Genomic DNA, 25277 nt, shown 5'->3' with positions numbered 1-25277 from the left:
CGGCCTTGTGCAGCACTACTGAGTAGCTTACAGAGCCAGCTCGAAGGGAGCTACGGCCGAGTCGAGCAATTGGCCTTGCTCGCACTTCAGCACCCGCCGCGGATACTGCCGGATGATCTGGTAGTTGTGGGTAGCCATCAGAACGGCCGTGCCGGCGTTGTTGATTTCCACGAACAGGCGCATGATGCTGTCTGCCACATCGGGGTCAAGGTTGCCGGTGGGTTCGTCGGCTAGCAGCAACAGGGGTTCATTCAGCAAAGCCCGGGCAATGACGACCCGCTGCTGCTCGCCCCGGAAAGCTGATGCGGCATCTTGGAGGCCGCATTGGCCAGGCCTACCCGCATCAGCACCTCAGAAATCCGCTGCTGCTTCCGCGCCTTCCCCGACCAGCCGGTGGCGTTCAGCACAAACAGCAGGTTGTCGGCTACGGAACGGTCGAACAGCAGCTGAAAATCCTGGAAAATGATGCCCAGCTTGCGCCGCAGAAAAGGCACCTTGTCGCTGCTGCTGAGCTTGGGCAAAGGAAAACCCGCTACGGTGCCGGAGCCGGCGGGCAGTGGCAAATCGGCATACAGCGTTTTGAGCAGGGAGCTTTTCCCCGACCCGGTCCGACCCACCAGGTATGCAAACTCCCCTTTCTCCAGCGTAAACGTGACTTTTTGCAGCACTGTGTTTACATCCTGCATGATGTAGGCGTCGTGCAACTCAATAACGGGCGTGGCAGAGGTAGGCATAGAAAGCGAAGATACAGGGCAGGCTTCAGAAACACGTATTCCGAGCGCTACGGCAAAAGCTTGCGAAATAGCTTTTCCCCTAGCGCTCGGAATCCTTTGGCAACAAGCAGCTTACAGTTCGAGCTTTTGCAGCTTGCCAAACTCCAGCCCCTCAATGACGGTAGCCAGTTCAACTTCCTTGCCCTCCAGCCCGTAGCGGTGCAGGTCCTTCAAGGGCCGGTCGGCGCGGAAATAGGCAATAAGCACGAAGTGCTCATCCCGCAGCTGAATGTAGTCCGGAATCTTGGCCTTGCCTTTTACTTTGATGATGTACATGATTGAATTAGGAATGAAGAATGAAGAATGAGGAATGAAGAGTCTGATGTTCTTCCATTCCTCATTCTTCATTCCTAATTGAGTACTAGCCATTCACCTTCTTGTGGTCGGCTAGGAAGGTAGCCAGGCCTTTGTCGGTGAGCGGGTGGTTAAGCAGGCCCGTAATCACGTTCAGGGGCAGGTTACTACGTCGGCGCCCAGCTCGGCACACTGAATCAGGTGGGGCACGTGGCGCACGGAAGCCGCCAGCACCTGGGTGGGGTAGCCGTAGTTCGAGAAGATGTCGACGATCTGCTGAATCAGCAGTAGCCCATCATGGCCGATGTCATCGAGGCGGCCGACGAAGGGCGACACGTAGGTAGCGCCGGCTTTAGCGGCCAGCAGGGCCTGCCCAGCCGAGAAAATCAGAGTGCAATTGGTTTTGATGCCTTTGTCGGAGAAGTAGCGAATGGCCTTCACACCGTCCCGGATCATGGGCACTTTCACTACAATATTGGGGTGCAGTTCCGCCAGCGCCTCGCCCTCGCGGATAATGCCTTCCAAATCAGTGGCAATAACTTCGGCTGACACGTCGCCGTCCACGATTTCGCAGATTTGCTGGTAGTGAGCCATCACGGCATCAGTGCCTTTGATGCCTTCCTTAGCCATCAGCGAAGGGTTGGTGGTCACGCCGTCGAGCACACCAAGCTCCACAGCTTCCTGAATTTCCTTCAGGTTGGCAGTATCAATGAAAAATTTCATGCGAATAGATTGGGAACAACGATGCCCAAAGCTAATCACGGATTAAACGGATTTTTCGGATTGCGCGGATTTTATACTGTTTGGCTTACGGCGCACCGTTGGCTAGGAGCCAGAAACACAACAAGAGCCCTCCGGTGGAAGGCTCTTGCGGGTACTAGGCAGATAAAGAACGAGTCCGTGCAATTCGACGAATTCGCCTACATCCGTGATAAAAAAAAGCGAGCCAAAATCGCACCGCTCAACCGTCTACCCTTGCTACCTTCCGGTCCTGGGGAGTTCAACAGGAGCTGGTCGTTCTGACTCGCCGGGGCAAAGGTAAGCACCTATTTCGGCAGAAAGTACACCGGCACCCGATATTTTTTCTACTGGCACGGGTAGCGTTAAGAGTATCAGGCTCTTTTATTCGAGTTGTCTACCGTCATCCGGCAGCGTCTCACCGTTTTCAGGCGCTAAAATTGGCCGCATCTTGCTTTTTAAGCTGAGGTCGTAGCAGTGAGCAAGCTGCAGGCCTGGCATACAGTAGTAGGTTAGCGAGGCCACGGGCTTGACTAGCGAAACAGTGGAGAGCAGCCCCCGCGGCGAGGCGACTTTTTAAGCGGCCAGTAGGTCAGTAACTGTGCCAGCAGCAGGAATGGGGTCAAGCTGGGTAGAATCTTCGGACTGCTGGGTGAGGCTGTCAACCGGCAGCACCAAGGCGCCTAGTAGCGACAAAGCAAGGAGGGGAGCGGGGAACACATAAGGCAGAAGCAGAAAACAAGAAATTACTTTCGACAAAGTTGTACCTACATGGCTCCTCCTGTAAAGGCAGTATACGCTTGATTTGTGACTAGTATTACCTTAAGAAACTGATAGCACTATAGACAGTACATACCCCTTGCCTTCGATGTGAAGCAGTTTTTCGATGCATCAAGTCAGCGCACACTCTCTTAATTTGTGACCTTGTTTGCAGCCGCTTTAACTCCACCAAAGAAGCTGGCCCGCGCCGGGCGGGGCGGAACCTATTCTCACGCGGTAGCCGCATGCACCCGATTTAGAGAGTAGAAAAGTCTGTCAGTAAATCGGTGGGTGTGCTTCAGGTCTGAAATCTGCGCCGTACTTTTGCCCATGCCTCAACAGATTCTCATTCTCGATTTTGGGTCGCAGTACACGCAGCTCATTGCCCGGCGCATCCGGGAACTGAACGTCTACTGCGAAATTCATCCTTATACGCACGCCCCGGACCTCACTGAGGACATCCGGGGCGTTGTGCTTTCGGGCTCGCCTTGCTCCGTGCGCGACGCCGACTCGCCCAACCCCGACCTTTCCCGCTACCTGGGCCGCGTGCCGGTACTGGGCGTGTGCTACGGTGCTCAGCTGCTGGCCTACCAGCAGGGCGGCGAGGTGCTGCCGGCTACCATTCGGGAGTACGGCCGCGCCCGCCTCGCGCGCGTCCATCACAGCTCGCCCCTGCTGCACGGCGTCCCTACCGATTCGCAGGTGTGGATGTCGCACGGCGACACCATCAAGACCCTTCCGGAAGGGTTCGACATTATTGCCAGTACTCCGGAGGTAGCCGTGGCCGCCTACCACATCCAGGGCCAGCCTACTTACGGCATCCAGTTTCACCCCGAGGTAACCCATTCCGCCGACGGCAAAACCTTGCTCCAGAACTTCGTGGTGAACATCTGCGGGCTAGACCAGAGCTGGACTCCGGAGCACTTCGTGGACAGCATGGTGGAAACCCTGCAGCGTACCATTGGCCAAGAGGATCAGGTAATTCTGGGCCTTTCGGGGGGGTTGACTCCTCGGTGGCGGCCCTGCTGCTGCACAAGGCCATTGGTAAGCGCCTGCACGGCATTTTCGTGAACAACGGGCTGCTGCGCAAGAATGAGTACGAGGATGTGCTCCACTCCTATAAAGACCTGGGCCTGAACGTGCGCGGCGTGGATGCTTCTGAGGAATTCTACGCGGCCCTGCAGGGCCTCACCGACCCCGAGCTGAAGCGCAAAGCCATTGGCCGCACTTTTATTGAGGTGTTCGACCGGGAAGCGCAGAAAGTGGACGGTGCTCGGTGGCTGGCCCAAGGCACTATTTACCCCGACGTGATTGAGTCGGTATCGGTGAAAGGCCCGGCCGTGACTATCAAGAGCCACCACAACGTAGGCGGTCTGCCCGAGAAAATGAATCTGCGGATTGTGGAGCCGTTGCGCGCGTTGTTCAAGGACGAAGTGCGCGAGGTAGGCCACACCCTGGAGCTGCCCGAGAACATCCTGCACCGCCACCCCTTCCCGGGCCCGGCCTGGGCATCCGCATCCTCGGCGACATTACGCCCGAGAAAGTAGACCTGCTCCAACGCGCCGACGCCATCTTCATCAACGGTCTGAAAGACCACGGCCTCTACGAGAAGGTATGGCAGGCCGGCGTGATGTTGCTCCCCGTGCAGAGCGTGGGCGTAATGGGCGACGAGCGCACCTACGAGCGAGTGGTGGCCTTGCGCGCCGTAACCAGCGTGGATGGCATGACCGCCGACTGGGCCCACCTACCCTACGAATTCCTGGCTGAAATCAGCAACAAAATCATCAACCAGGTCCGCGGCATTAACCGCGTAGTGTACGACATCAGCTCCAAGCCCCAGCAACTATTGAGTGGGAATAGTGGTGAACCAGTGAGTTTGCCGTTCCACTAGGCCCAACAGGACGCCATGACCGTAAAAAAGCATGGGGTTACAACGTACAACGCCGCAGTGGGCGACACTCTCCGTCGAACGATTGAGTGTCGCCCCACTGGGGCGTTGTTCTTCTACTCATGCTAGCTTCTAGAATGTAACGTCCCATTAGGCCAGTAGAATCTAAAGCTCACTAGTTCACTTTTTCACCTCCAATAAAGCCTGGCCTTCGAAGCTGTACCATACACTATCCTGCCTCTGATGGCGGTTTAGGCTGCGCAGCACTAGCTGCAAGTGGAGGCGGTTGTCGGTGGCGTGCAGGGTAAGGGCCGCGGTGGGCAACTCTACGCTGGTGGCAGGATTACGGCCGTAGGTACGGGTCAGCGAATCGGCAACGGCACCGGGGGCGAGCGTGAGTTGGGGTTGCCAGCTTCCATCGGCCCGCAACTGCTCCAGTTGCAGCAGGTAGCTACGGCGACGAGTGCGTACCCGAAACGAACCTTCCGGCACGACTACCTCCGCCAGGACATCCTTATCGGGCACATGGTACTGATACACGCTCAGGTTGTTCAGCCAGTAGCGGCCGTTACCCAGGGTAGCACATCGGGGTTTTTGAGGTCGAATGTGGCAGAAATTTCTTCATTGGCAGCAGTCGCATAGGGGCTGGCGCGCTCCAGGCCGCTGAGCGCGAACAGACGGGTGGACTGCCAGTGCCTTCTCTCCCACGGCGTTTCTTGGCGCAACGAATCGGGCAGCTGCAAGGAGCCGGCAAAAACAGGTTGTAGCTCAGCCAGCGCCTGCCGCTGGGCGAAAAACTCAAAAATAGACGTGAGCCGCTGCCGCACTACCAAGGGCAGTTTCGGTGCTCGAGCCCCGGCTCCGTCTAGCTTACCGTTCCGCAGCAGGTTATACTCAGCGCTGATTTCACGTAACTGGTTGAGTTGACTACGCTCAGCCGTAGCAAATGCGCCCCAGGGTCCGGCGGCGGAGACCAGCGCAACCAAGGCCAGGGAAGCCGGAATCCAGATGATGCCCTGGCCTTTGCGCACCAGAAAGTAGGTAGCCATAACCAGCAGCCAGGCGGCCAGCACCAGGACGAAGTAGCGTTCCTCCGTAATGCCGTAGGACCGAATGCGGGTAGCAATAGCCACGGCCAGCAGCCCCAGCAGCGGAAACAGAGCCCGGTAAAACCATCGGGCAAACGTGCGGATCCAGGTGTTTTCGGTTGCGTTGCGGATTGGATGAATCAGGAGCAAAGCCAGAATGCCCGCTACCGCAAAAGCCAGTATCAAAACAGAGACCCAGCCTTTTGGTAGCTCCCACTGCACCAGTATGCGCCCCATGTAGGCGTACAGAATGCCCAGGTATAACACCACCAGCGGCAGTAGCACAAACTGCGTGAATACCTTCAGGCCTTTCGGATAGGTGGCCTCCTGCTCAAGAAGGGCGAAGTTGCGCGGCACCCCGGCCAGGAAAAACCAGGTGTTGAACACTGTTCCCAGCACGACGAACAGGTGCCCATACACGCGTTGGTCTACCTTCACCTCAAAAAGATTCTGGATGGCCAGCAGCGCCAGGGCGCATCCGACGAACAACACCCCGGAGTAGAGCCCGGCCGTGAGAATGCGCAGAAACAGCGTTTCGTTGTATCGCCAGAAGCCCGGCGTATCGGCCTCCCGGCGCAGTTCGGGTAGGTACGGCACTACGGCTACCAGCAGATGCGAAGCTACCAGCAACACAAACAGCCGGAGCCCCATATACTATCTGGTTGCGGGGGCACATGGCATACCAACCACCCAGCAGCAGTACTACCCCACTTGTAGCGGCCAACTGCTTCCACCCACGCCAGCGGTACCGCTCCGTGGCTAGGGCAACGGCCAGTGTGAGCGTAAGCCCCAATACGGCCGTGGAAAGCACTGGAAACAGCCAGTCGAGCTTGGCTTCCTCGGCATACGGTAGGCGCTGCACATAGATGCCTACGCCGCACAGAACGAAGGCGCAGAGCAGGGTTAACGGATAACGCCGAAGCACCATCGTGGCTTCGGTCAGCAGATGATGTAGGGAAGGAAGTCGCATAAGCTCCGTCGGATAAGTGCGCCAAGAAACAGCTTTTCCGTTGAGCTTACTGCCTGCAGGGCCACGCCTACTCGTTTTGCTGCAGCAGTTCATCTACCTCCAGGAGTAAGGCCGTATTTTCGAGGATGTCGCGCAGCTGGGTTAGCTCCACCAGGGAGAAAACCAGGGCCAACCGGGGCGCCGCCGTGCGCAGGGCAATGCTGCGGGCTTCCGGGTCGCGGGTGTGCAGGCAGTAGTGGCGCCAGGTTTCCGTGACGCAGTGCCGAAACTCCTGAAACTCAGTGGGGGTAGTAGCCATGGCCACGTTGCCGAAGCAGACGTGCAAATGACGTGTGCGCGGGCACCGGGCGCAGTACCCGTATTCGTTATGATGAAAGAACTGAGCCATGCGAAGTTGCTTACAAGAGGTTCACTGGCGCAAGTATAACTATTTAGAAAAATTCTAAATAATAAATAACCGTATTTCTTTATCCGCAACGCTGCCCTAGCCTATGGCTATTCGGCTTCTGTGGGTGCTACATAACTCTCGCCTCCAGAATTTCAGATACTGCTGCTTTACGATGCACGGCATGGCCTCTGGTAGCGCCGTGGCGGGTGAGCATTTCTGATGCTGTGCGCCCGAACTATGGCTGCTTCGGGCGTTTGTTGGGGCCGTTTCTGCGGCGGTAGGCATCAGTAGGGCGGGCCGCCGGCCTGGCTATTATTGGCACCGTTCTGCCCAGAAGGAACCGGCTTACGGTGCAAGCAGCGCGGAGGGCATAATGGGTTTGCTACTGGCTCAGACACGGCGCCGATTTCTGCGTAAAACCGCACCGGCCCTCTACTGCTCCGCTTGCGCTTTATGAAACGAACGTCCTTCCGCCAGTTCCTGGTCCTAGCTGTGCTGGGGTTGCTAGCGGTGGTAGTGGCGGGTACGTGGCTGATTGGGACGCACTGGGGCAGCGCCGCCTGGAGCAAGCTATCCGGCAGCGGCTGGCCCAGCAGTCAGACCTGGTGGTAGCGCCCTTCACGGTAGATTTTTCGGTGTGGCGCAACTTCCCTCACCTTACGGCCTCCGTGCACCACCTAGCCCTTACTGACACCTCCTACCACCGGGCCGTGCCCGTGCTGCGCATTGGGCGAGCCGATATGCGGGTAGAGCTCCAACACATCTGGCGCGGCACCATCCGCATCAGCCACCTCACGCTACAGGACGGTACCTTTCAGCAGTTCACCGACTCCCTGGGCCACGATTGGGGCCTGCGCGGCAAGGGTCCGCGCCGGGCTACTCCCGCTGGCCCTCCCGATTTCAACCTGGATTCTCTGGTGCTACGGAACGTGCACGTCACGGACCATAATGAGTTGCACCGCAGCGGCTTTGCGGCCCACGTGCGCCAGGGCCGGCTAACGGTTCGCTCCCGCAATGGAGTAGCCCATGCCAGTGGTCGGCTCGATGGGCAGTTGGTGTATTTGCGCAGTGGCCGCGGCAACTTGTTTACCCAGGAGCCGGTGGTAGCGCTGGTGCGCTACCGCTACAATTTCCGGCGGCGAGAAGGGACATTCTTGCGCACCCACGCCACGCTCAACGGCGACACCATTCTGGTTACCGGTACCCACCGGGGGCGGCGCCCGGCGAACCGCGCGGCACCCGCCTGAACTTGCGCTTCCAGGGTACGCAGCCCCTGCTAGAAGTACTACATGTGGCCCTGCCCGCGGGTTTGCAGCGGTTTTTGCGGGGTGCCCGCAGCCGCAGCCACGCCCGCATCTGGTACACCATTCGTGGGGTAAGCGGCCCAACTACCCGGCCGCGCACCATTCTGCGCTTTGCCCTGCGCGGGGCGCAGGTGCAATGGGCCGACGCCGCCCGCCGGATTCACCGCTGGGACGCGCGCGGCATTTTTGATAATGGTCCCCAGCACTCGCCCCGCACTACCTACCTCACCTTCACGCAGTGCCGGCTGTACTCGCGGGCTGGGCAGCTGGATGCGGCCCTGACGGTGCGCGACTTTACCCGACCCCACCTACTGGGCCGGATTCGGGGCCGCACTGAGCTGCAGACCCTGGCGGCCGTAGTAGCGCCCAGCTTGTGGCGGGCCCGGGGCGGGCAGGCGGCTCTGGACCTGCAGCTCAACGGCGCGGTGCCGGAAATCCCGGACCGCCTGACGCGGCGCTCGACCCGTCCTGATACGCTGCTACCCATTCTGGCGGCCCGCGGCACGGTTCGACTGGAGCAAGCCGCTTTTGCCGTGCCAGGCCGGCAGGCCGCCATGACGGGGCTGAACGTGCTGGTTCGACTACAAGACAGCCTCTGGATTCTGGAAAACCTAACGGGGCGGCTCAACGGCATGCAGGTGCGGGCTAATGCCACTACTACTTATTTGCTGGCCTACTTCAGCGGACAGCGGGCGGCTACTACCATAACGGGTTCGTTCGGGGTTGATGAACTGCACCTGCATGAACTGCGCCGCCTGCTTGCCCCGCCTAGTCGTGGTGCCCGGGCCGGGCGGGCTCCGCGGCCCGGCAGAAACCGCAAGGCCCAGCTAGCAACCCGGGTCCTGAACTTCTTACCTCCCGGGCTCCACCTCAACATCCGGCTGCAGTGCGGACGGCTGGTAGTAGCCACCGATACTCTGCAGCAGCTAGCCGCCACCGTGCGCCACGACGGGCGGCGGGTGCAGCTAACGGAGCTGCGGGGGCAGATGTGGGGAGGCACCATCCGAGGCGTTATTAGCTGGCCCACCGATACGCTCGCGCCCCCACCCGTAGCCGCCCAGCTGGCCGTACATTTCCGCACCCTGCGCTACCAGCAGTTGCTGGCCCGCCTAACCCGGCCACCGCGGCGTAGCGCCGCCGCCCCGGCGGCTCCTACCCTGCGCGAGGTGCTGTTGGCCGCCAACGGGCAGGCCCGCGTTACCATAGACCGGCTGCTGCTACCCGGAGCCGAGCAGTTCACGAATCTGCACCTGCGCGTAGATAAAAACGGGCCGCGTTTTCTGATTCCGGCCCTCACGTTTACCATTGGCACCGGGGGCACGGGGCGCGTGAGTGCCAGCGCTCTGCTGGCGGGCACGCGCCTGGCCCGGGCCCGCACCGATATCGACTTGCGGTATGGGTCCCTGAACGTGCAGCACTTGCTGCAGATGCTAGCCAGCCTGAGCGCCCTACCCACCGCCGCGCCGGAACAGATTCGGCCGGCCGCTTCTGTTGCCCGGCTGCGCCCCTCCCCCTTTCTAGATGGTACCATAACCGGCCGGGTGCGGGTGTCGGCCGCCCGCATGGCGTACGGGGCCTTGCGGGGCAGCAATTTCGGTTGTTGAGCAACCTGAAGGCGGGGCAGGTACAGGTTGACGAATGTGCGGTACAGGCCCTGGATGGCTCCTTGCACTTGCGCGGCACCCTACAAACGGATGCCGGCACGGCCACCCGCCCCTTGCACGCCCAGCTGCGCCTGCGCGACATTCAGCTTCCCAAGCTTTTCGAGCTGGCCCGCCTGCTGGGCTTTGACGTGGTAGGGCCCGACAACATTCGGGGCAGTATGCGCTGCGAAGCCGACGTACACACAGAACTAAGCCCAAGCTTCCTGCCCCTGCTAACGCAAACCCACGCCTTCATGCGTACCGACTTGCGCGACCTGGAGCTGATTGAGGTAGAAGCCGTGACCCAGGCGCTGAAGCTACTAAGCGAAAAGCGCACCGGGCACCTGTATTTCGAGCCCGTGCAGCCACGCTTCGTGCTGGAAGGCAACCGCCTCCTAATTCCGGCTTTAAGCCTGAGTAGCAACCTCACCGACATGACCGTAAGCGGCGAATACTACCTCACCGGCCAGGCAGATCTTTACGTGGGGCTCAGCCCGCTGCAAGCCTTGTTTGGCGATAATGAGAAGCGCATCAGTCGCATCCAAAGCGGCGAGGCCGAGCAGCGCCCCAGCCGCGGGCTGGTGTTCATGAACCTGTACCGACGCCCCGGCAGCCCCTACAAGGTGCGCCCCTTCCGCAAGCAGGAACAGCAGCGCCAGCAAGCCGTTATTCAGCAGCAGTACCGGGAGCTGTTGCAGCGCCAGCCCCTAGATACCACACTACGGCTGTTACAGTAACCTCTTGCGGGCCAGATAGGGTGGTAGCGCAGGCTAGCGTATGGTGCGGGCTTGTCCGTTCTTGCCGTGGTGCCTACCCTTCTTTTTGCCGTTTAACCTACTGATGCACATACGCTTTTCTTTCTTTCAAAAAGGTGCTTGCACCAGGCGAAACGAGGCTTTGCATGTCATTCCGAGCACAGCGAGGAATCTGGGTTCCGGCAAAAGAGGCTAACCCAGACTCCTCGCTGTGTTCAGTAGTACACTGAGCTAATACTGACTTTTCAGAAGCAGGCTAAAACCCCTTAGGCAAATCTATTCCGCGAATTGTGCGGAACAGGCTAATGGCGTTTTGGTCGGTGAGGCCGCCGATATAATCCGTGAGCAGAATGATTTGCTCGTAGGCTGAAGCGCCCTTCTGGTGAGCCACGGCCCGAAACTGCTCGGGCAACAGTTGCACTACTTTGCGGGAACGGGAGCTTTCTTGCGGATCAAAGGTGGCGTGCAGAAACGCATCAAGCAGCCCAGCCATGACCTCGAAACCGGCCGCCTCAATTTCCAGCACGGGGCGGCTGCGATACAGGTGCTCCATCGTGAGCTGATGCACGTGCTGGAGCTTGTCCCAGCAGTCGAGCTGCTGCACCAAGGGCTCATCGGAGCGGCCACGCAACAGGTCGGGGGCCCGGTCGGCGAAGAGGCGGGCGGTTTGCTGCACAAGGCGGTTGATAAGGCGGGCGCGCAGGTAGCCCAGTTCCTCGCGCCAGTCGCGCCAGTCCAGGGAGCCGCGGCGGCCAGGCGCGTCGCCCAACATGTCGCGCAGTACCCGCAGGCCGGTTTCGCACGGAATGAGGCCCAGCTTGAGCCCATCTTCAAAGTCGATGATGCGGTAGCATAAGTCGTCGGCGGCTTCTACCAGAAAAGCCAGCGGGTGGCGGTGGTAGAAGCCGCCCAGGTCAGTGCCCGGCGGCTTGGTCAGCAGCCCCAACTCCCGGGCTACCTCCTGAAAGCGCGGGGCCTCGGTCTGAAAGTAGCCGTACTTTTTCTCGCTAGTGCCCCGGGTAAGGGTGGCCTCCTCCACAATGGAAGGGCGCGGATACTTGGTAAAAGCGCCGAGGGTAGCGTAGGTCAGCCCCAGCCCGGCCGAGCCGCTACTGTGGGCCGCGTAGGTGTGGGTCAAAATTCGAAACCCAGCGGCGTTACCCTCAAAGTGCTGTAAATCGGTGCGTTGAGCCGCGTTCAGCATGCGCACAAACGGCTCGGCGGCGGGACTGCGGAAATAGGCCGAAATGGCATCTTCGCCGGAGTGTCCGAACGGCGGATTGCCGATGTCGTGAGCCAGGCAGGCGGCGGCCACAATGTCGCCGAAGTCGCTGTCGAGGTGGGGTAGCTGCTGGGCCAGACCAGTTGTTTCCTCCAGCAAAAGCCGCCCGCCCAGGCGCCCCAGGGAACGGCCCACGCAGGCTGTTTCCAGGGAGTGAGTCAGGCGGGTGTGCACAAAATCGGTTTCCGGCAAGGGCATCACCTGGGTTTTGCGCTGCAGCCGCCGAAACGGGGAACTAAACACCACCCGGTCGTAATCCTGCACGAAGGCGCCGCGCACCGGCGGCGCATCGGAAACAACGTGTAGCTGGGGCTGCTGAGGGTAGCGGCGGCGGCTGAGTAGCCGTTCCCAGCTCATGGTGGGCGTATCGGGCGAGTCGGGTTGGAGGTGCATCATCAGGGAGGCAAGGTACAAGGCAGCGGCAAATCATGCGGCTATTTCTTCCCTGCCCGTTGCGGCTACCCGTTGGCCGGCCGCTTATCTTCTACAGTTCTTCCGGCTCCCGGTGCTGGCCCAGCAGGCGCACCGTGGCGTAGCCCAGCAGCAGGAACACCCCATACAGCAACGTCACGCCCCAGGTGCCGCGGTGCATAGTGGGGTGCAGAATCCGCGAGATGATGTCGTAGAATAAGGTAATGGGATTGGTCAGAATGTCCCAGCTATTAAAGCGCAGGTAGCGGCCCAAGTACACCCCGAAGCTGCTTAGTAGCAGGGCCAGGGTAGCAAAGGCCCAGCCGGCGCTCCGGCCTAGGCGGCGCGTCACCAGCAGCTGCATATCAGTCAGGGAGGCGTAGGCCAGCATCAGCCCGTTCCAGGCGCAGCTCAGAATCAGGGCCAAATCATACCAGTACGGCACGCCGGGGCGAGGCTCCAAGTGAAATAAGTCGGTGAGGATGTAGGGCGCGTTGGGAAAGAACAGCAGCCAGACCGCGCCCACCGGCAGCAGCACCCGGGCCTTCAGGCGGCCGGCCGTCAGGCCCAGCATAGTGCTCAGCCCGAACGGAATCAAAGCCAGAAACAGATTCCAGAGCAGGAACACAAAGGAAATCTTGTGGGTCAGAAACACCCGGAAGGTAATCAGCACCACACTTAGCACCAGGGAAGCGCCCAGCACCAGCATCAGGTTCAGGCGCTGCCGCAATTGGGGCGCAGATAAAGTAGCTACGGACATCGACATACCACTAGGTACAAACTTTTAACCGGGGATAGTAACGCAAGGTTGCAGCCCGGCATTGTACGAGGGGCCGGCGTTCCGGAAATGGCTAACTAAGTAGCAAGAGAACGTCATTCCGAGCTCCGTGAGGAATCTCGCTCAGCTGACGACAGGATTACTACCCCAACTTCAGCATGCGAGATTCCTCGCGGGGCTCGGAATAACGTTTAAAAAGAGCTTGGCAGTAGTGGATACGTTTGCGCTACAAACGCCAAGCTCGGAATGACGTTCAGACCCCAACTTTCCTGCTTAGCCGACCTTGCCCCTACTCCGGCACGCCCCCGGCGGCCCAACGCAGAGTGGCCTGGGTTTGGGCGTACTTGGCTTGCAACTCGGCCAGCTTCACCCGGGCCGAGACCAGACTGGCTTCCCGGGAATTGATGAGAAACACGGAGCTTTCCCCGTTCTCGAAGCGGATTTGCTCGCCGTTGCGCAGGCGCTCAGCGTTGCGCACTACCTGCTCCTGCAGGGCGAGCTGCTCGCGCAGGGCTTCCCAGTCGTTGGCAACGGTGCGCACGGTGGTTTGCACCTCGCGGGTGTCCTGCTGCAGGTCCAGCTCAGCTTCGCGGGTTTTCAGCCGGTTGAGCTGGAGCTTGGCCCGCTCCTGGCGCAGTAGCAAGGGGTAGGCAAAGCTGACGCCCAGCTTGTAATTATTCTCTAAGTAGCTGCCACTCAGGCTAGCCGCCTTCTCGGGACTGAAGGGCTGGCCGGCCTGGAGCAGATTGTAGTCGAGGGTAAGCTTGGGCAGAAGCTTGTTGGAAAGCAGGCGCTGCTCCACGCTAAGTTGGCTGAGCTTGGCGCGGTTTTTCTGCAAATCTGGATGAATCTGCTGGGCCAGCTGGGCTAAGGCCGCTACTGAGTCGGGGGCCAGGGTACGCCAGTCGGTGGGGCCGGGCAAGGGCTGCGGTGCGGTGGCGGCGGGCAGATCCAGGGGCTGTTGCTGCTCGTTCCAGAGATAGTTGCTCAGCAGAAGGGTAGCGTTGCGGAACTGCACCCGGGCCTGGCTCAGCGTGGCCTGACGGTTCTGCAGCTCCGTGAGGGCCTCCACCGAGTCGATGGCGGCCAAATCACCCAGCACCACACGCTGACGAATGGCCCGGAAGCGCACATCGGCCAGGTCGGCGTTGCGGGCCAGCAGCTGCAAGCGTTGGTAGTTCAGGCTCCAGTCCCAGTAGTCTTTGGCAGCCTGGAGCAGCAGCTTGTTTAGGGCGCTACGGCGCTCGGCTTCGGCCAAGCCTTGCAGGGCTTGGGCCTGGCGCACGGCGGCGCGGCGCTCGTCAATCAGCAAGCCCTGGGCCAGGGGCACCGAGAGGCCCACGTAGCTCAAGCCAGCCGGGGAAGTGTAGTTTTCGGGGTTGACGTAGGTGCCTACTCCCCGTTCGAAGCCAGCCTTGACATCGAGACCGTACCACACCGGAATGCGCAGCTGGGTGTCCCAATCGTGAAAGTACTCTTTACCCTTGAAGGTCTTGCCGTAGTATTTGCTAGTGGCAGCGGGGTCGAAAAGGCCGCGGGCGTAGCGCACCTCCTGGCGGGCCCGCTCAGGCAGTAGGCCGGCCTGCCGGGCCACCGGGTGGCGCAGGGCCACGTAGTTCAGCAAATCAGCCAGGGCAAACACCTGTCCCGAATCAGCCGAGGTAGGCGTCACGACGGCGGGCCGGGGTACCGTTGGTTGGGCCGCCAGGCTTCCCAACTGCAGCCACCCGAGCAGTAGCAGCAACCCTACCCTACCCCGCCAGGGCCCGGCAGGGCGCACGGGTTGGCTAAGGGCCCAACCGAAAAAGGCTCCTGGGCTTCTACTGACAAATTGTACTAACTTCTGGCTCATTTCGCTTCCTCCTCTCCCCCGGCGTCGGCGGCTTTATCAGCTTTCTTGGCCTCTTTGCCACCCTTGCCGGCATCGGCGGGCGAGCCCACGAAGTTGGGCGGGAAGCCGTTGAGCTGGCGCCAGAGCTCGTACCAAATGGGTACATCATCGAGCAGGGCCCAGCCGTACACCCCGGAACCTACCCGTAGGGGCTTGGGCCAGGCTTCCAGCTCAGGGTCCGGCGTCACCAGGATGCGGTACTGGCCTTGGGAGTCAATGTTATCGATGACGGCCACGCGGCCCCCGAAGGTACCGAAGCTGGTACCGGGCCAGCCGCTGAACACCAGGGCCGGCCAGCCATCAAACTGCAGGCGCACCTTGCGGCCCACCCGCAGCAGCGGAATATCCATGGGCTTCACGTAGAGCTCGGCGGCCAGGGCCGGGGCATCGGGCATCACGCTCACAATGGGCTCCCCTTCCTTTACAATGTCGCCGAGACCGGTTTTCAAGGCCCGCACCACGTAGCCATCCTGGGGCGCCGTAATGCGGTAGAAGCCCGAACGGATGCTTAAGTTGGCTAGCTCGTTGCGCATTTTGGCAATCTGCCCCTCCGAGTCGAACTGGTAGGCCACGGCCGAGCGCCGGTCGGACTCCGACTTGGCCAGCTTATCCTGGTACTCGGCCTGCAACGAGGACAGCTCCAGCTGGGCATTGATTAGCTCCTGGCGGGAGGCGCCCAGCTTGTTTTCTACGGCCTGGCGCTTGGCGGTGCTTTCCTGAAACTTAAGGCGACGCTGCTCTAGCTCCGTGAGGCTCTTCAGGCCTTGCTTATAAAGCTCTTCCTGGCGCTGCAGCTGCTGGCGGGCAATGTCGAAGTCGTTGTTGGCGGCGCGCAGCTCGGCCTCGTCGGAGTTTACCTTCAGGCGGGTCTGGGTTACTTTGTTGCGGGCTTTGTCGAGGCTCACGCTCAGGCCGCTGCGCAGGGCGTCCTGCTGGCTGCCGAGGGCGGCGGTTTTGCCCCGGTTTTCTTCCAGAGCCGAAATTTTAGCCTCCAGTTGCTCGCGGGTGCGCTGTATCAGCTCGGGGTCGAAGTACTTGTCTTTGATTTCGGCAATATCCACCAGGGTGTCGCCCTTTTTCACGCGCTGGCCTTCGCGCACCCGCCACCGCTCAATGCGGCCGGCAATGGTGCTGGGCACGGTTTGGGGGCGGTCCTGGGGGCGCAGGGTAGTAAGTTGGCCGTAGGAGCGAATATTCTGGGTCCAGGGCAGAAAGCCGGCCAGCAGCACAATTAGGCCCAGGCCACCCAGCCACCGGGCCACCGTGCGGCCGGTACCTGGCGTCTGGACTCGCCCAAACGAGTGAAAACGCGCCGTGAGCGGGTTGGTTTCTTCCAACGGATGTTCAGCAAAAGGCACAGGTCAGGGAATTAGTAGTTGATAAGGAAGGATGAACGATGAGCTATTTCAAGGAGCCAAAGGCTAAGTCAGGTAGGGCACCGTGAAGTTCACTAACCACCCGGCTAGCCACTTACTTAGGCCTTGCTCTGGCTTGCTCATCGGCTACAGTAGCTCTTGTACTTCGGGCCTGGCGGCTACGGTGGCAAAGGGGCCATCGGCTAGCAGGTGGCCGTCGCGGAGCAGGGCGAGGCGGGGGCACAGTTCCAGCACCCGCCGGTCGTTGCTGGCAATGAGCACCGTCCAGGCGTGCGTGGAGTCCAGCAGCTGGCGCAGTATGCGCAGGCGCTCCACGGGCTCCACGCCGGGCAGGAAATTATCCAGCAGCAGCAGGCGGGGCCGGCGCACCAGGGCGCGGGCCAGCAGCAGCTTCTGGCGCACACTATCCGAAAGCGGCGTGCCAATGCCCAGGGGCGTGTTCAGGCCCAGGGGGCGGGCGTAGATGTTGTCGCGCAGGCCCACCAGTTCCAGCACCCAGGCCACATCGTCGGAGCTAATATGGGGCTGGTCGAGGGTCAGGTTCTGGAGTAGGGTACCTTCAAACAAGTTCTGGTGGGCAATGTTGTCGCCGACGTGGCGGCCCAGGGACTCGCTGGAAATGTCCTGTAGGGCCAGCCCATCGTAGGCTACTACCCCCGTATAGTCATTCAGCAGCCCCGCCATAATGCGCAGCAGGGTGGTTTTGCCCGAGCCATCGAAGCCAGCCAGGCCCAGGTGCTCACCGGCAGCCAGGGTCAGCGACACGTTCTGCACGGGGTGTTTGGTGCTGCCGGGGTAGTGGTAGCCCAAGTGGCGCACTTCTACCCGCAGCCCCGCGTGCACGGCCGGCAGGGGCAACTCCACGCCGGTACGCTGGGGTAGCACCGGCAGGTCCAGCACGTGCCCAATCTTGTCGAGGGAAGTCAGGGCGTCGTAGACCACATCCAGCTTGAGCAGCACTTTCTCCACGGCCGAAATGGTGAGGATAATCACAATTTCAGCGGCCACAAACTGACCGATGTTGATCTGTTTGGTGATTAGCAGCCAGCAGCCAATAATTAGCAAGGCGGCCGTAATCAGGGTTTTGAAGGCCACAAAGCCCCAGAACTGGGTTAGCAGCACCCGGAAGTGGCTTTGGCGGGCCGTGAGGTAGCCGCCCACCAGGTCGTCGGTACGGGTAACGGCCATTTCCTGGCGGGGCGAGTGACGGAAGGTGTGAACCGTGCGGGCTACGTCCTCGAGCCAGGCTACTACCCGGTACTTGAACTTCGATTCAACTAAGCTGGTCTTTAACCCTTTGGGCCCAGTAAATCGGATCATTAGGGCCAGCAGCAGCACCAGCAGCAATCCAAAGGCAATGAAAATGGGATGGTAAAAGGACAGCAAAATCAGGCCGAACAGGATTTGCAGGGCCGCGGCCGAAAACTCCACTAGCAGCGTAGAGAGGCCCTTTTGCAGGGTAGGCGTATCGAGCAGGCGGTTCATCAGCTCCGGTAGGTACTGCCCGTCCAGAGCCTCGGTGCGTACCCGGGGCAAGCGCACGGCAAAATCAAAGCTGACGCGGGCAAACAGCCGCTGCTGAATAAACTCCACCAGGTACAGCTGCATCACCTGCAGGGCGCCCACCAGAAACGTGCCCACCACAATAAACCCAATGAGCACCACCAACGACGTACTCACGTCGCCGCTGCTCACAAACCCAATCACGGACTGCACGCCCAGGGGTAGGGTCAGGCTGATGAGGCCGGCCAGGGCGGCGTACACATATAAGTAGGTAATGTCGCGCCGTTCGGCGACCAGCAGGCGGAACAGCCGCTGGCCGGGGTAAGAGAAGATGAGGGAAGATCGGCCATGAAGGAGGAAAAAGGAAATGGCTACGGGTTGCCAGGAAAAAAGTCAGCGGGGCCCAGTGGCGGCTTAGTATGCCTGCAGAGCCCGAACGCCAGGCCTTCGAGAAAGGCATAGCGGTCCGTGTCGGCGGCAGAATCAGTAAGGGAAGGCAGGTGCTGGGCAAAAAAGAGCTGCTTGCGGGCGGCTTCCAGCAGGGTGCTTACAAGGGCGTGGGGGAAGGGGTAGCAGGGCTTCAGTTCCTGCACTACCGCGGCCATGTCGGCGGCTAGGCGCTTATACTCCCGAAACAGGCCGGCCTGGTTGTCCTGGTCTACCTCACGGGTGAGGTAGGCCTTAGAGGCTTCGTGCACCACAATGCGGTAGAGGGCAGCCTCATCCAGGTCAGAGGTAGCGGGGTCATCGTGGTGGGCCCGGGTCAGAATGCTTAGCATGAGCCGCAGCCGCTGGGCCGCGTCGGGCACGTTGTGGGTGTGGTAGCGAATTTGGTAGCGCACCCAGGCCCAATACCACGACACCAGGTAGCCCAGCAGGCGGTGCTTGTTTTCGAAGTAGCGGTACAAGGAAGCCTCCGTGGACTCCATGCGCTGGGCCAGCTTGCGGAAAGTGAAGTGTTCCAGCCCCAGCTCATCAATGAGCCGGATGCTTTCCGTTAGCAGGCGGCGACCCAGCTCCGTTTCCTGCGGGTCGCGCAGGTAGAGCTTGTTGTTAAGGGTAATGCGTAGCTGCGGGTTCATTTGAAAAGTAAAGAGCTAAGCCAGAGCAGTACTACCTATCATGCATGATAGGTTTACTTTCAGGCCAGGCAACAAGTAAGGTGCCAAAACCAGCCGGTGACAGTACACTCCGCCGGCTCTGCAAAGGTAGGGCACGGGGCCATGGCCCAGCTTAAGAAGGGATTAAATGCAACTTAAGTTCGCATTAAAAATGCCCGATGAGCAGTGCTGACGCCGCTTAGGCGTTCGGCAACTCTTCCCCGGTGTATCTGCGTACCTTTGCCCGGCGAGTCGCAGGGTTGCGGCCTCGTGCTTCCTCCCGCCTATCTGATCTGGCTCCTCGGTTTATGAGGTCTTACTCTCTCCTGTTTGCTGCCGTGTTCTGCGGCAGCCTTACGTTGTCGGAATCTACCTGGGCCCAGCAGGCCCCAGCCAAGAAACCAACTACCCTCCCCCAGCCGGTAAGGCTACCACCCCGGCCACTTCGCGCCCAACTACGGTGCGCCCGGCTGCTACGGGCACCGTCACGCCCGGCGCCCGTCCGGCCCCGAAGACGACTACGACAACGCCAGCTCCTGCCGCGGGCAAACCAGCTACCTCTAGCGCCCCCAAGGCCAGCCCCACCACGAAACCGGCTACCTCCGCGGCCACGCCCAAACCAGCGGTTAACGCGGCTCCGAAGCCCACGGGCCCGCCCCTGCCGGCCAACATGAACTCCAGCGACCCGGCCACTCGCTACAAAAACGGCAAAACGCTGCTCGACCAGACCCGCTACGAGTTGGCCATGCAAGAGCTGTTGCCCGTCACGGCGCCCGGCAGCAAGTTTCAGCGGGCCCCGGAAGCGGCCTATCTCTACGCCGTGGCTGCTAGTCGGGCCAAGAAGTGGGCCGAAGCTGAGCAGATGCTCAACCTGCTGCGCACGGAATACTCGCAGTGGTCCAACCTGCCCGAGGCCTTCTTCCTGCAGGGGCAGGTGTCTTTTGAGCAGGGCGACTTCGAGAATGGCCTGCGGGTGGTCAGCCAGCTCCCACCCGACCGCCTGACCACGGAGCGGGAAAACATGAAGGCCGCTTATTTGCCCCGCGTCAAGGACAAAGCCACCTTCCAGAACCTGCTCAAGGCCTACCCCCAGGATGCCACCTTGGCCCGCGCCTACGCCGACAAGCTGGCCAACGGCGGCTGGTATACCGAAGCCGACAAGCCCCAGCTCGACCAGCTCATCACCCAGTTTGCCCTCGACCGGACCCGCTACACGCCCCGCCCCGGGCTCAGAAGAAGAGCACCTACAACATTGGGGTGCTGCTACCCTTCGAGTTTGATGACCCGAGTTGGGAAACCCGCCGCAAAAACCAATTCGTAACGGACCTGTACGCCGGCATGCGCCTGGCCCAGGACTCCTTGCAGCGTGAGGGGCACCCCGTGCAGCTGTTTGCCTACGACACCGGCGCCGATACTCTGCAGCTTAAGCAGGTGCTGGCTCTACCGGAGCTGGCCGGCATGGACATGCTGATTGGGCCGGTGTACAAATCGGGCAGCAAGATTCTGGCCCGCTACGCCCAGCAGAAGCAGATTGTGGTGGTCAATCCCCTTTCTCAAGACGGCGACTTGGTGCTGGACAACCCCTGGCACTACCTCTTCGAGCCCAGCACAGCCACTCAGGCCCGGCAGGCCGCCCAATTTGCCTTCACCCGCCTGGGTGGCCCCCGCACGGCCGTGGTGCTCTACGAGGACAGCAAGGACGAAGCTGCCTTTGGGCAGGCTTACAAACAGGCCTATGAGGCCCTGGGTGGGCGCGTGCTGCAGCTGCGCCGCATCAACTCCGATGTGGAAGAGTCTCTAGCCGCGGGCTTTGCTGGTGTTGATTTAAAGACCATCGGCCACCTAGTGGTGGCTTCCGATGGTAAAAAAGCTGGCCCCTACACCCTCGGGGCCCTTAAGGCCCAGGATGCCCGCACCCCGCTTATCACCTATGCTTCCTGGCTCGACAACAACCGCATTGGCCTGGGCCAGCTCGACGCCCGCGACGTGTATTTTGTGCACCCTAAGTTCGTGGACCGTACCGGCTACGGCGTGCGGCGGGTGCGCCAGCTTTACACCCAGCGCCAGAACCTGCCGCCTTCGGTATTTGCTTTGTCGGGCTTCGAGTTGCTGTACTACTTCGCTAGCCAGCTCCACCAGCACGGCCCCGCGTTTCAGCAGCCCCTGGCCAATGGCGGTCCGGTTTCCGGAGCCGTTTTTCAGGGCATCGGCTACCCCGGTGGCAGCCACGATAACCAGTACGTGCCCCTAACCAAGCTGGAGCGACTGGAAGTAGAAGTTCTGAACCCAGTGGGCATTCGGTAGGTTATTTACTTGCTGCCGCGCCCGTTTTGTGGCGCTGGTTTAACCCAGCTTTGGCTCCCTTTATCACGCCGCGCGAAGCCTCCGGCTTCCGCTACATTTTGCTTTCATGTCGCACGTAACCACTTCCCCAGCTCCTACGCTTCCCCTCACCACCAGTGACGCCCTGTTTACGCGGGCCAAAAACCATATTCCGGGCGGGGTAAACTCGCCAGTACGGGCCTTCCGGGCCGTAGGCGGTCATCCGGTGTTCATGCAGTCGGCCAAAGGTGCCTGGCTAACCGACGTCGATGGCAACCGGTACCTGGACTTCATCAACTCCTGGGGCCCCATGATTCTGGGCCATGCCCGGACCTGGTACTGAACGCCGTGCAGCAGGCCGTGCAGGGCTCCTTATCGTTTGGCGCGCCCACGCGCCGGGAGGTAGAAATGGCCGAGCTCATCAAGCAGATGGTGCCCAGCATCGAGAAAGTGCGCCTCGTAAACTCGGGCACCGAAGCAACGATGTCGGCTATTCGGGTAGCACGGGGCTTCACTGGGCGCGACAAAATCATCAAGTTCGAGGGCTGCTACCATGGCCACGGCGACTCCTTCCTGATTGCAGCCGGTTCGGGTGCCCTTACCCTGGGCGCGCCTGATTCGCCGGGCGTCACCCAGGGCGTGGCCCAAGACACGCTCACGGTGCCTTACAACAACTTAGCCGCCGTGGAGCAGATTATTGCTGCCAACGAGGGCCAAGTAGCCGCTCTAATTCTGGAGCCGGTAGTGGGCAATATGGGCCTGGTGGCTCCGCAGGAAGGCTACCTCCAGGGTCTGCGCGAGCTGTGCACCCAGCACGGCATTGTGCTGATTTTTGATGAGGTGATGACTGGCTTCCGGCTAGCCCGGGGCGGCGCCCAAGAACTCTACGGCATCACCCCCGACCTGACGACCCTTGGCAAAATCATTGGGGGCGGCATGCCGGTAGGCGCGTACGGCGGCCGCCAGGACATCATGGACAATGTAGCCCCGGCCGGTAAGGTGTACCAGGCGGGCACACTCTCGGGCAACCCCATTGCCACGGCGGCCGGCATTGCCCAGCTCTCCTACCTCAACGAGCACCCTGAGCTTTACGACGAGCTCAACCGCATTACCACTCGCATTGCCGACGGCACCCGCCAGATTTGCGCTGAGCTAGGCCTGAACTACACCGTTAACCAGGTCGGCTCCATGTTCAGCGTGTTCTTTACCAACCAGCCCGTCACCGATCTGGACTCGGCCAAAGCCTCTGATACGGAAGCTTTCGGGCGCTACTTCCGGGCCATGTTGCACCGCGGCATTTACCTGGCTCCGGCCCAGTACGAGGCCCTGTTCGTGAGCACTGCTATTACCGATGAGCTCGTGGACCACTACCTTACCGCCTGCCGCGAATCAATGAAAGAAGCCCACGGGTTGTAAGTGAAGTGGTGCATGAGTGATTGAGTAAGTTGTGTGATGGTGGGTAAAGAGGCACTACGACGCTGTATACCTTCTTTGCGTAACCAACCTGATAGTGTAACAAGCCCTTGCTTCCAACGCGGAGGCAGGGGCTTTTGCTTTCAAGGAAGCTTAGCTGGCACGCCCGAGGCACTAGGCCTTGTAGGAATTCCTGGTCATGACAACCACATTTTTGGCCTTTCTGCTGGCTGGCCAGCTTAGCGCAACTGCAAATTCCCGACCTTTGCCGGAAACTACCCTTGCCCTATGCCCCGACTTTGTCAGTTGCTACCGCTGTTTTTGCTGCTGTGGCTCGCTGGGCCGGCCGTGTTGCTGGCACAAACCGAAACCCCTGCGGCGGCCAACAAGCGCCTCTTCGACCGCACCGTGGACGAGCTGAATTTCCGAACCATGGAAACCGTGTACGACAAGTCGTTTGCCCGGGGCAAGTTTCCCGTCTCGCTACGCACGGCCAAGGCCCGTAAGGAGTTCGACAACTTCCCCGGCCGAGATGACCTGAAAAAGCTTTTCCTGAATTACAACGGCGTCTCGGACCGCTTTAAGTCGCGCTTCGGTAAGGGTCGCACCGACCTGGTAGAGTTCGAAAAACAGCTTAACAGCATTCTGGTTGACCGCAACTTTGAGTTCTTTATCCGGGTGCTACCCCGCGACGAACGAGTGGCCTTAATCCGGAGCCTGCAGCGGGCCATAAAGCAAGGTGCCGCGCAGTTTAACGCTTCTCAGGATGCCGCGCCCGAAGAATTGGCCGCCGACGGAGCCGCTGTACCCCCGCCGACATTGACCCGGCCTCGGCGCCTGCTTCCGCTCCTACCCCCGATGTGACGGCCGAGGACCCGCAGCCCGAACCCGAAGTGGCCCTGGCTACCCCGGCCGCCGGCTACCCCGCTCCCCGTTCCCTTGACTCAGCCCGCGCCACGACTGGATGGACTACCTCACGCTGCTGCTCTCGGGCAGCTCTCTGCTGGTGCTGCTTTACTTGGTTACCAGCGTGTTACCCGACCTCCGCAACCGCCTCGACGCCCTCACTGAGGACCAGGAACGCCCAACTCCTCCTGCCCGCACCCGCCGGCCCGCGCCCTTACCCGAGGACCGCTACGAGGACGAGGAGGATAATTAGAAGTTAAGAATTGGCAGCGGCATCCGACTCCTTAATTCTTAACTCTTCATTTTTACTTGAATTCATGATCCTCACCGACCAGCAGATTCTCGCCGAAATTGAGCGAGGCAACATCGTTATTGAGCCCTACGACCGGGGTTGCCTGGGTACCAACTCCTACGATGTGCACCTGGGCCGCTACCTGGCTACCTACCGCGACACCGTGCTGGATGCCCGCAAACACAACGAAATCGACGTTTTTGAAATTCCGGAGGAGGGCTTTGTGCTCCAGCCCGGCACGCTGTACCTGGGCGTAACCGAGGAGTACACCGAGAGCCACGCCCACGTCCCTTTTCTGGAAGGCAAGAGCAGCGTAGGTCGCCTGGGCATCGATATTCACGCTACGGCGGGCAAGGGTGATATTGGGTTCTGCAATACCTGGACCCTAGAAATCAGCGTTTCTATGCCGGTGCGCATATATCACTTGATGCCCGTGGGGCAGCTCATTTACTTTGCCGTGCAGGGCAACGTTGAAACGTTCTATAATCGCAAGGCCAATGCCAAGTACAACGACCGCACGGTGAAGCCCGTGGAGTCGATGATGTGGAAAAACAAGTTTTAGCGTTTCCGACGCGCAAATAGCGCTGCCATTCCAAGCAAGACGGAAAACTGGGGTTTACCGAGTGAGGTCAACCCCGTTTTCCGTTTTGCCTGGAATGGCAGTTTTTCATGCGCTTTCAGGCGCTAATCCTTATCAGAGTAAACTCCCTGGCACAATTTTTCGTTAGGAAAGGATACGACAGGAGGTTTCGCAACGGATGAAACGTGCTGTTTTATTTGGATCTGACTTGTTCACGATATCTTTTCCCCGATGAAAAAGAAACTTGCTGCCGCGACTGCCCTGGTGCTTGCTTCGCTTGGGGCCACCGCCCAACAGAAGCCTGCCACTCCGGCCCCGCAGGATAAACCAAGCCAAGCTTCCGCCCGTCTTAACCCCATCCAGGCCCACGCCCGCCAGCTCTCAGACCAAATGGCACGTGAGTTGCGCCTGAATGGCTACCAGAAAACCCGTCTGCAAGCCATTAACGAGGACAAGCAGGCAAAAATCGCTGCTATTACCCAGAAGAACGCCGGCAACGACAAGCTCATTAAGCAGCAGTGCGATGCCGTATGTAAAGAGCGTGACAAGGAGTTGCAGGCCGTGCTCAGCACCGACCAGTACAGCAGCTACTACGATGCGCGCCCTTCTTACAATCAGTTCAGCATGAATTATGGCAAAGCGGCTAATGCCATCTTTGTCAACTCAGTGCAGAACCCGCTTCCGGCTAGCAGCAACGGCGCTACCATTGGCCCGGCCAAGTCTGCCGCTCCCGCTACCCGCAGCCGTCAGTAAGCTTACTCTATAATTCATAAAAAAATCCCGCCAGATGTATCTGGCGGGATTTTTTCGTGCAAGTTAAGTA

At 60.3% G+C, this 25277-nt stretch carries 19 protein-coding genes, 1 other RNA gene and 4 pseudogenes; 11 read left to right on the top strand and 13 right to left on the bottom strand.

The features are described from left to right. Positions 1–27 precede the first annotated feature (27 nt). The 4 genes and pseudogenes from MUN84_RS20400 to ffs all read right to left on the bottom strand — a co-directional run bounded on the left by MUN84_RS20400 (position 28) and on the right by ffs (position 2098). Positions 28–734 (bottom strand): annotated as a pseudogene (locus tag MUN84_RS20400) (cell division ATP-binding protein FtsE). A 111-nt stretch (positions 735–845) separates the two neighbouring features. Further along, a complete protein-coding gene (locus MUN84_RS20395) occupies positions 846–1049 on the bottom strand; it encodes a fructose-6-phosphate aldolase (RefSeq protein ID WP_244695764.1) in 204 nt (67 codons plus the stop codon). 85 nt (positions 1050–1134) lie between these two features. Then, positions 1135–1790: pseudogene (fsa, locus tag MUN84_RS20390) on the bottom strand (fructose-6-phosphate aldolase). 212 nt (positions 1791–2002) lie between these two features. After that, positions 2003–2098, bottom strand: an RNA gene (gene ffs / locus MUN84_RS20385) — signal recognition particle sRNA small type. Positions 2099–2894: 796 nt separating this feature from the next. Here ffs and guaA point away from each other — a divergent pair. After that, positions 2895–4424 (top strand): annotated as a pseudogene (gene guaA, locus MUN84_RS20380) (glutamine-hydrolyzing GMP synthase). 208 nt (positions 4425–4632) lie between these two features. Here guaA and MUN84_RS20375 read toward each other — a convergent pair. The 3 genes from MUN84_RS20375 to MUN84_RS20365 all read right to left on the bottom strand — a co-directional run bounded on the left by MUN84_RS20375 (position 4633) and on the right by MUN84_RS20365 (position 6898). Beyond that, positions 4633–4992, bottom strand: a complete 360-nt coding sequence (locus tag MUN84_RS20375; RefSeq protein WP_244695763.1) for a hypothetical protein — start codon at positions 4990–4992, stop codon at positions 4633–4635. 11 nt (positions 4993–5003) lie between these two features. Next, on the bottom strand, positions 5004–6191 hold the full coding sequence (locus MUN84_RS20370) for a DUF4153 domain-containing protein (protein ID WP_244695762.1): 1188 nt from the start codon (positions 6189–6191) through the stop codon (positions 5004–5006). Between the two features lie 386 nt (positions 6192–6577). Continuing rightward, positions 6578–6898, bottom strand: coding sequence for a DUF6686 family protein (locus MUN84_RS20365; protein WP_244695761.1), 321 nt, complete (start codon positions 6896–6898; stop codon positions 6578–6580). A 527-nt stretch (positions 6899–7425) separates the two neighbouring features. Between MUN84_RS20365 and MUN84_RS20360 the strand changes: the two genes are divergently transcribed. From MUN84_RS20360 to MUN84_RS20350, 3 genes are read left to right on the top strand one after another with little or no spacing between them, the layout of a single operon-like run. Beyond that, positions 7426–8145: a hypothetical protein gene (locus MUN84_RS20360; RefSeq protein ID WP_244695760.1), complete on the top strand. Its 720-nt coding sequence runs from the start codon at positions 7426–7428 to the stop codon at positions 8143–8145. 2 nt (positions 8146–8147) lie between these two features. Continuing rightward, entirely contained in the window at positions 8148–9806 is a 1659-nt protein-coding gene (locus MUN84_RS20355; RefSeq protein WP_244695759.1) for a hypothetical protein, read from the top strand. Beyond that, a complete protein-coding gene (locus tag MUN84_RS20350) occupies positions 9803–10582 on the top strand; it encodes an AsmA-like C-terminal region-containing protein (RefSeq protein WP_244695758.1) in 780 nt (259 codons plus the stop codon). The genes MUN84_RS20355 and MUN84_RS20350 overlap by 4 nt, the downstream gene beginning before the upstream one ends. 274 nt (positions 10583–10856) lie before the next feature. On the opposite strand, the gene dgt is transcribed toward MUN84_RS20350, so the two are convergent. The 6 genes from dgt to MUN84_RS20320 all read right to left on the bottom strand — a co-directional run bounded on the left by dgt (position 10857) and on the right by MUN84_RS20320 (position 18923). After that, positions 10857–12278, bottom strand: a complete 1422-nt coding sequence (gene dgt / locus MUN84_RS20345) for a dGTP triphosphohydrolase (RefSeq protein WP_244695757.1) — start codon at positions 12276–12278, stop codon at positions 10857–10859. 88 nt (positions 12279–12366) lie between these two features. Next, complete coding sequence (locus MUN84_RS20340) at positions 12367–13059, bottom strand: DUF1361 domain-containing protein (RefSeq protein WP_244695756.1); 693 nt, start codon at positions 13057–13059, stop codon at positions 12367–12369. A gap of 301 nt (positions 13060–13360) precedes the next feature. After that, the gene (locus MUN84_RS20335) at positions 13361–14851 is read right to left on the bottom strand and encodes a TolC family protein (RefSeq protein WP_244695755.1); all 1491 of its coding nucleotides are present in this window, start codon (positions 14849–14851) and stop codon (positions 13361–13363) included. Between the two features lie 68 nt (positions 14852–14919). Next, entirely contained in the window at positions 14920–16320 is a 1401-nt protein-coding gene (locus MUN84_RS20330) for an HlyD family secretion protein (RefSeq protein WP_244695754.1), read from the bottom strand. A 144-nt stretch (positions 16321–16464) separates the two neighbouring features. Next, a complete protein-coding gene (locus MUN84_RS20325; RefSeq protein WP_244695753.1) occupies positions 16465–18102 on the bottom strand; it encodes a peptidase domain-containing ABC transporter in 1638 nt (545 codons plus the stop codon). 110 nt (positions 18103–18212) lie between these two features. Then, on the bottom strand, positions 18213–18923 hold the full coding sequence (locus MUN84_RS20320) for a TetR/AcrR family transcriptional regulator (protein WP_244695752.1): 711 nt from the start codon (positions 18921–18923) through the stop codon (positions 18213–18215). A 478-nt stretch (positions 18924–19401) separates the two neighbouring features. Between MUN84_RS20320 and MUN84_RS20315 the strand changes: the two genes are divergently transcribed. The 7 genes and pseudogenes from MUN84_RS20315 to MUN84_RS20285 all read left to right on the top strand — a co-directional run bounded on the left by MUN84_RS20315 (position 19402) and on the right by MUN84_RS20285 (position 25207). Next, positions 19402–20262, top strand: coding sequence for a hypothetical protein (locus MUN84_RS20315; protein WP_244695751.1), 861 nt, complete (start codon positions 19402–19404; stop codon positions 20260–20262). After that, positions 20199–21245, top strand: a complete 1047-nt coding sequence (locus tag MUN84_RS20310) for an ABC transporter substrate-binding protein (RefSeq protein WP_244695750.1) — start codon at positions 20199–20201, stop codon at positions 21243–21245. Before MUN84_RS20315 ends, MUN84_RS20310 begins: the two co-directional genes overlap by 64 nt. A 106-nt stretch (positions 21246–21351) precedes the next feature. Beyond that, positions 21352–22679: pseudogene (gene hemL, locus MUN84_RS20305) on the top strand (glutamate-1-semialdehyde 2,1-aminomutase). A 285-nt stretch (positions 22680–22964) separates the two neighbouring features. Beyond that, the gene (locus tag MUN84_RS20300) at positions 22965–23540 is read left to right on the top strand and encodes a hypothetical protein (protein WP_244695749.1); all 576 of its coding nucleotides are present in this window, start codon (positions 22965–22967) and stop codon (positions 23538–23540) included. 100 nt (positions 23541–23640) lie between these two features. After that, positions 23641–23835 (top strand): hypothetical protein, encoded by a 195-nt coding sequence (locus MUN84_RS20295; protein ID WP_244695748.1) that lies wholly within the window; start codon positions 23641–23643, stop codon positions 23833–23835. Between the two features lie 64 nt (positions 23836–23899). Further along, positions 23900–24436 carry a dCTP deaminase gene (gene dcd, locus MUN84_RS20290; RefSeq protein ID WP_244695747.1) on the top strand — a complete coding sequence of 179 codons (537 nt, stop codon included), beginning with the start codon at positions 23900–23902 and terminating at the stop codon, positions 24434–24436. A 249-nt stretch (positions 24437–24685) separates the two neighbouring features. Next, complete coding sequence (locus MUN84_RS20285) at positions 24686–25207, top strand: hypothetical protein (RefSeq protein ID WP_244695746.1); 522 nt, start codon at positions 24686–24688, stop codon at positions 25205–25207. Positions 25208–25277: the final 70 nt, after the last annotated feature.

It is taken from the genome of Hymenobacter sp. 5516J-16 (genome assembly GCF_022919335.1).
In the GTDB taxonomy this organism is placed as follows: domain Bacteria; phylum Bacteroidota; class Bacteroidia; order Cytophagales; family Hymenobacteraceae; genus Hymenobacter; species Hymenobacter sublimis.
The sequence above is the reverse complement of the archived record's forward strand: the minus strand, read 5'-3'. Positions and strand labels throughout refer to the sequence as shown.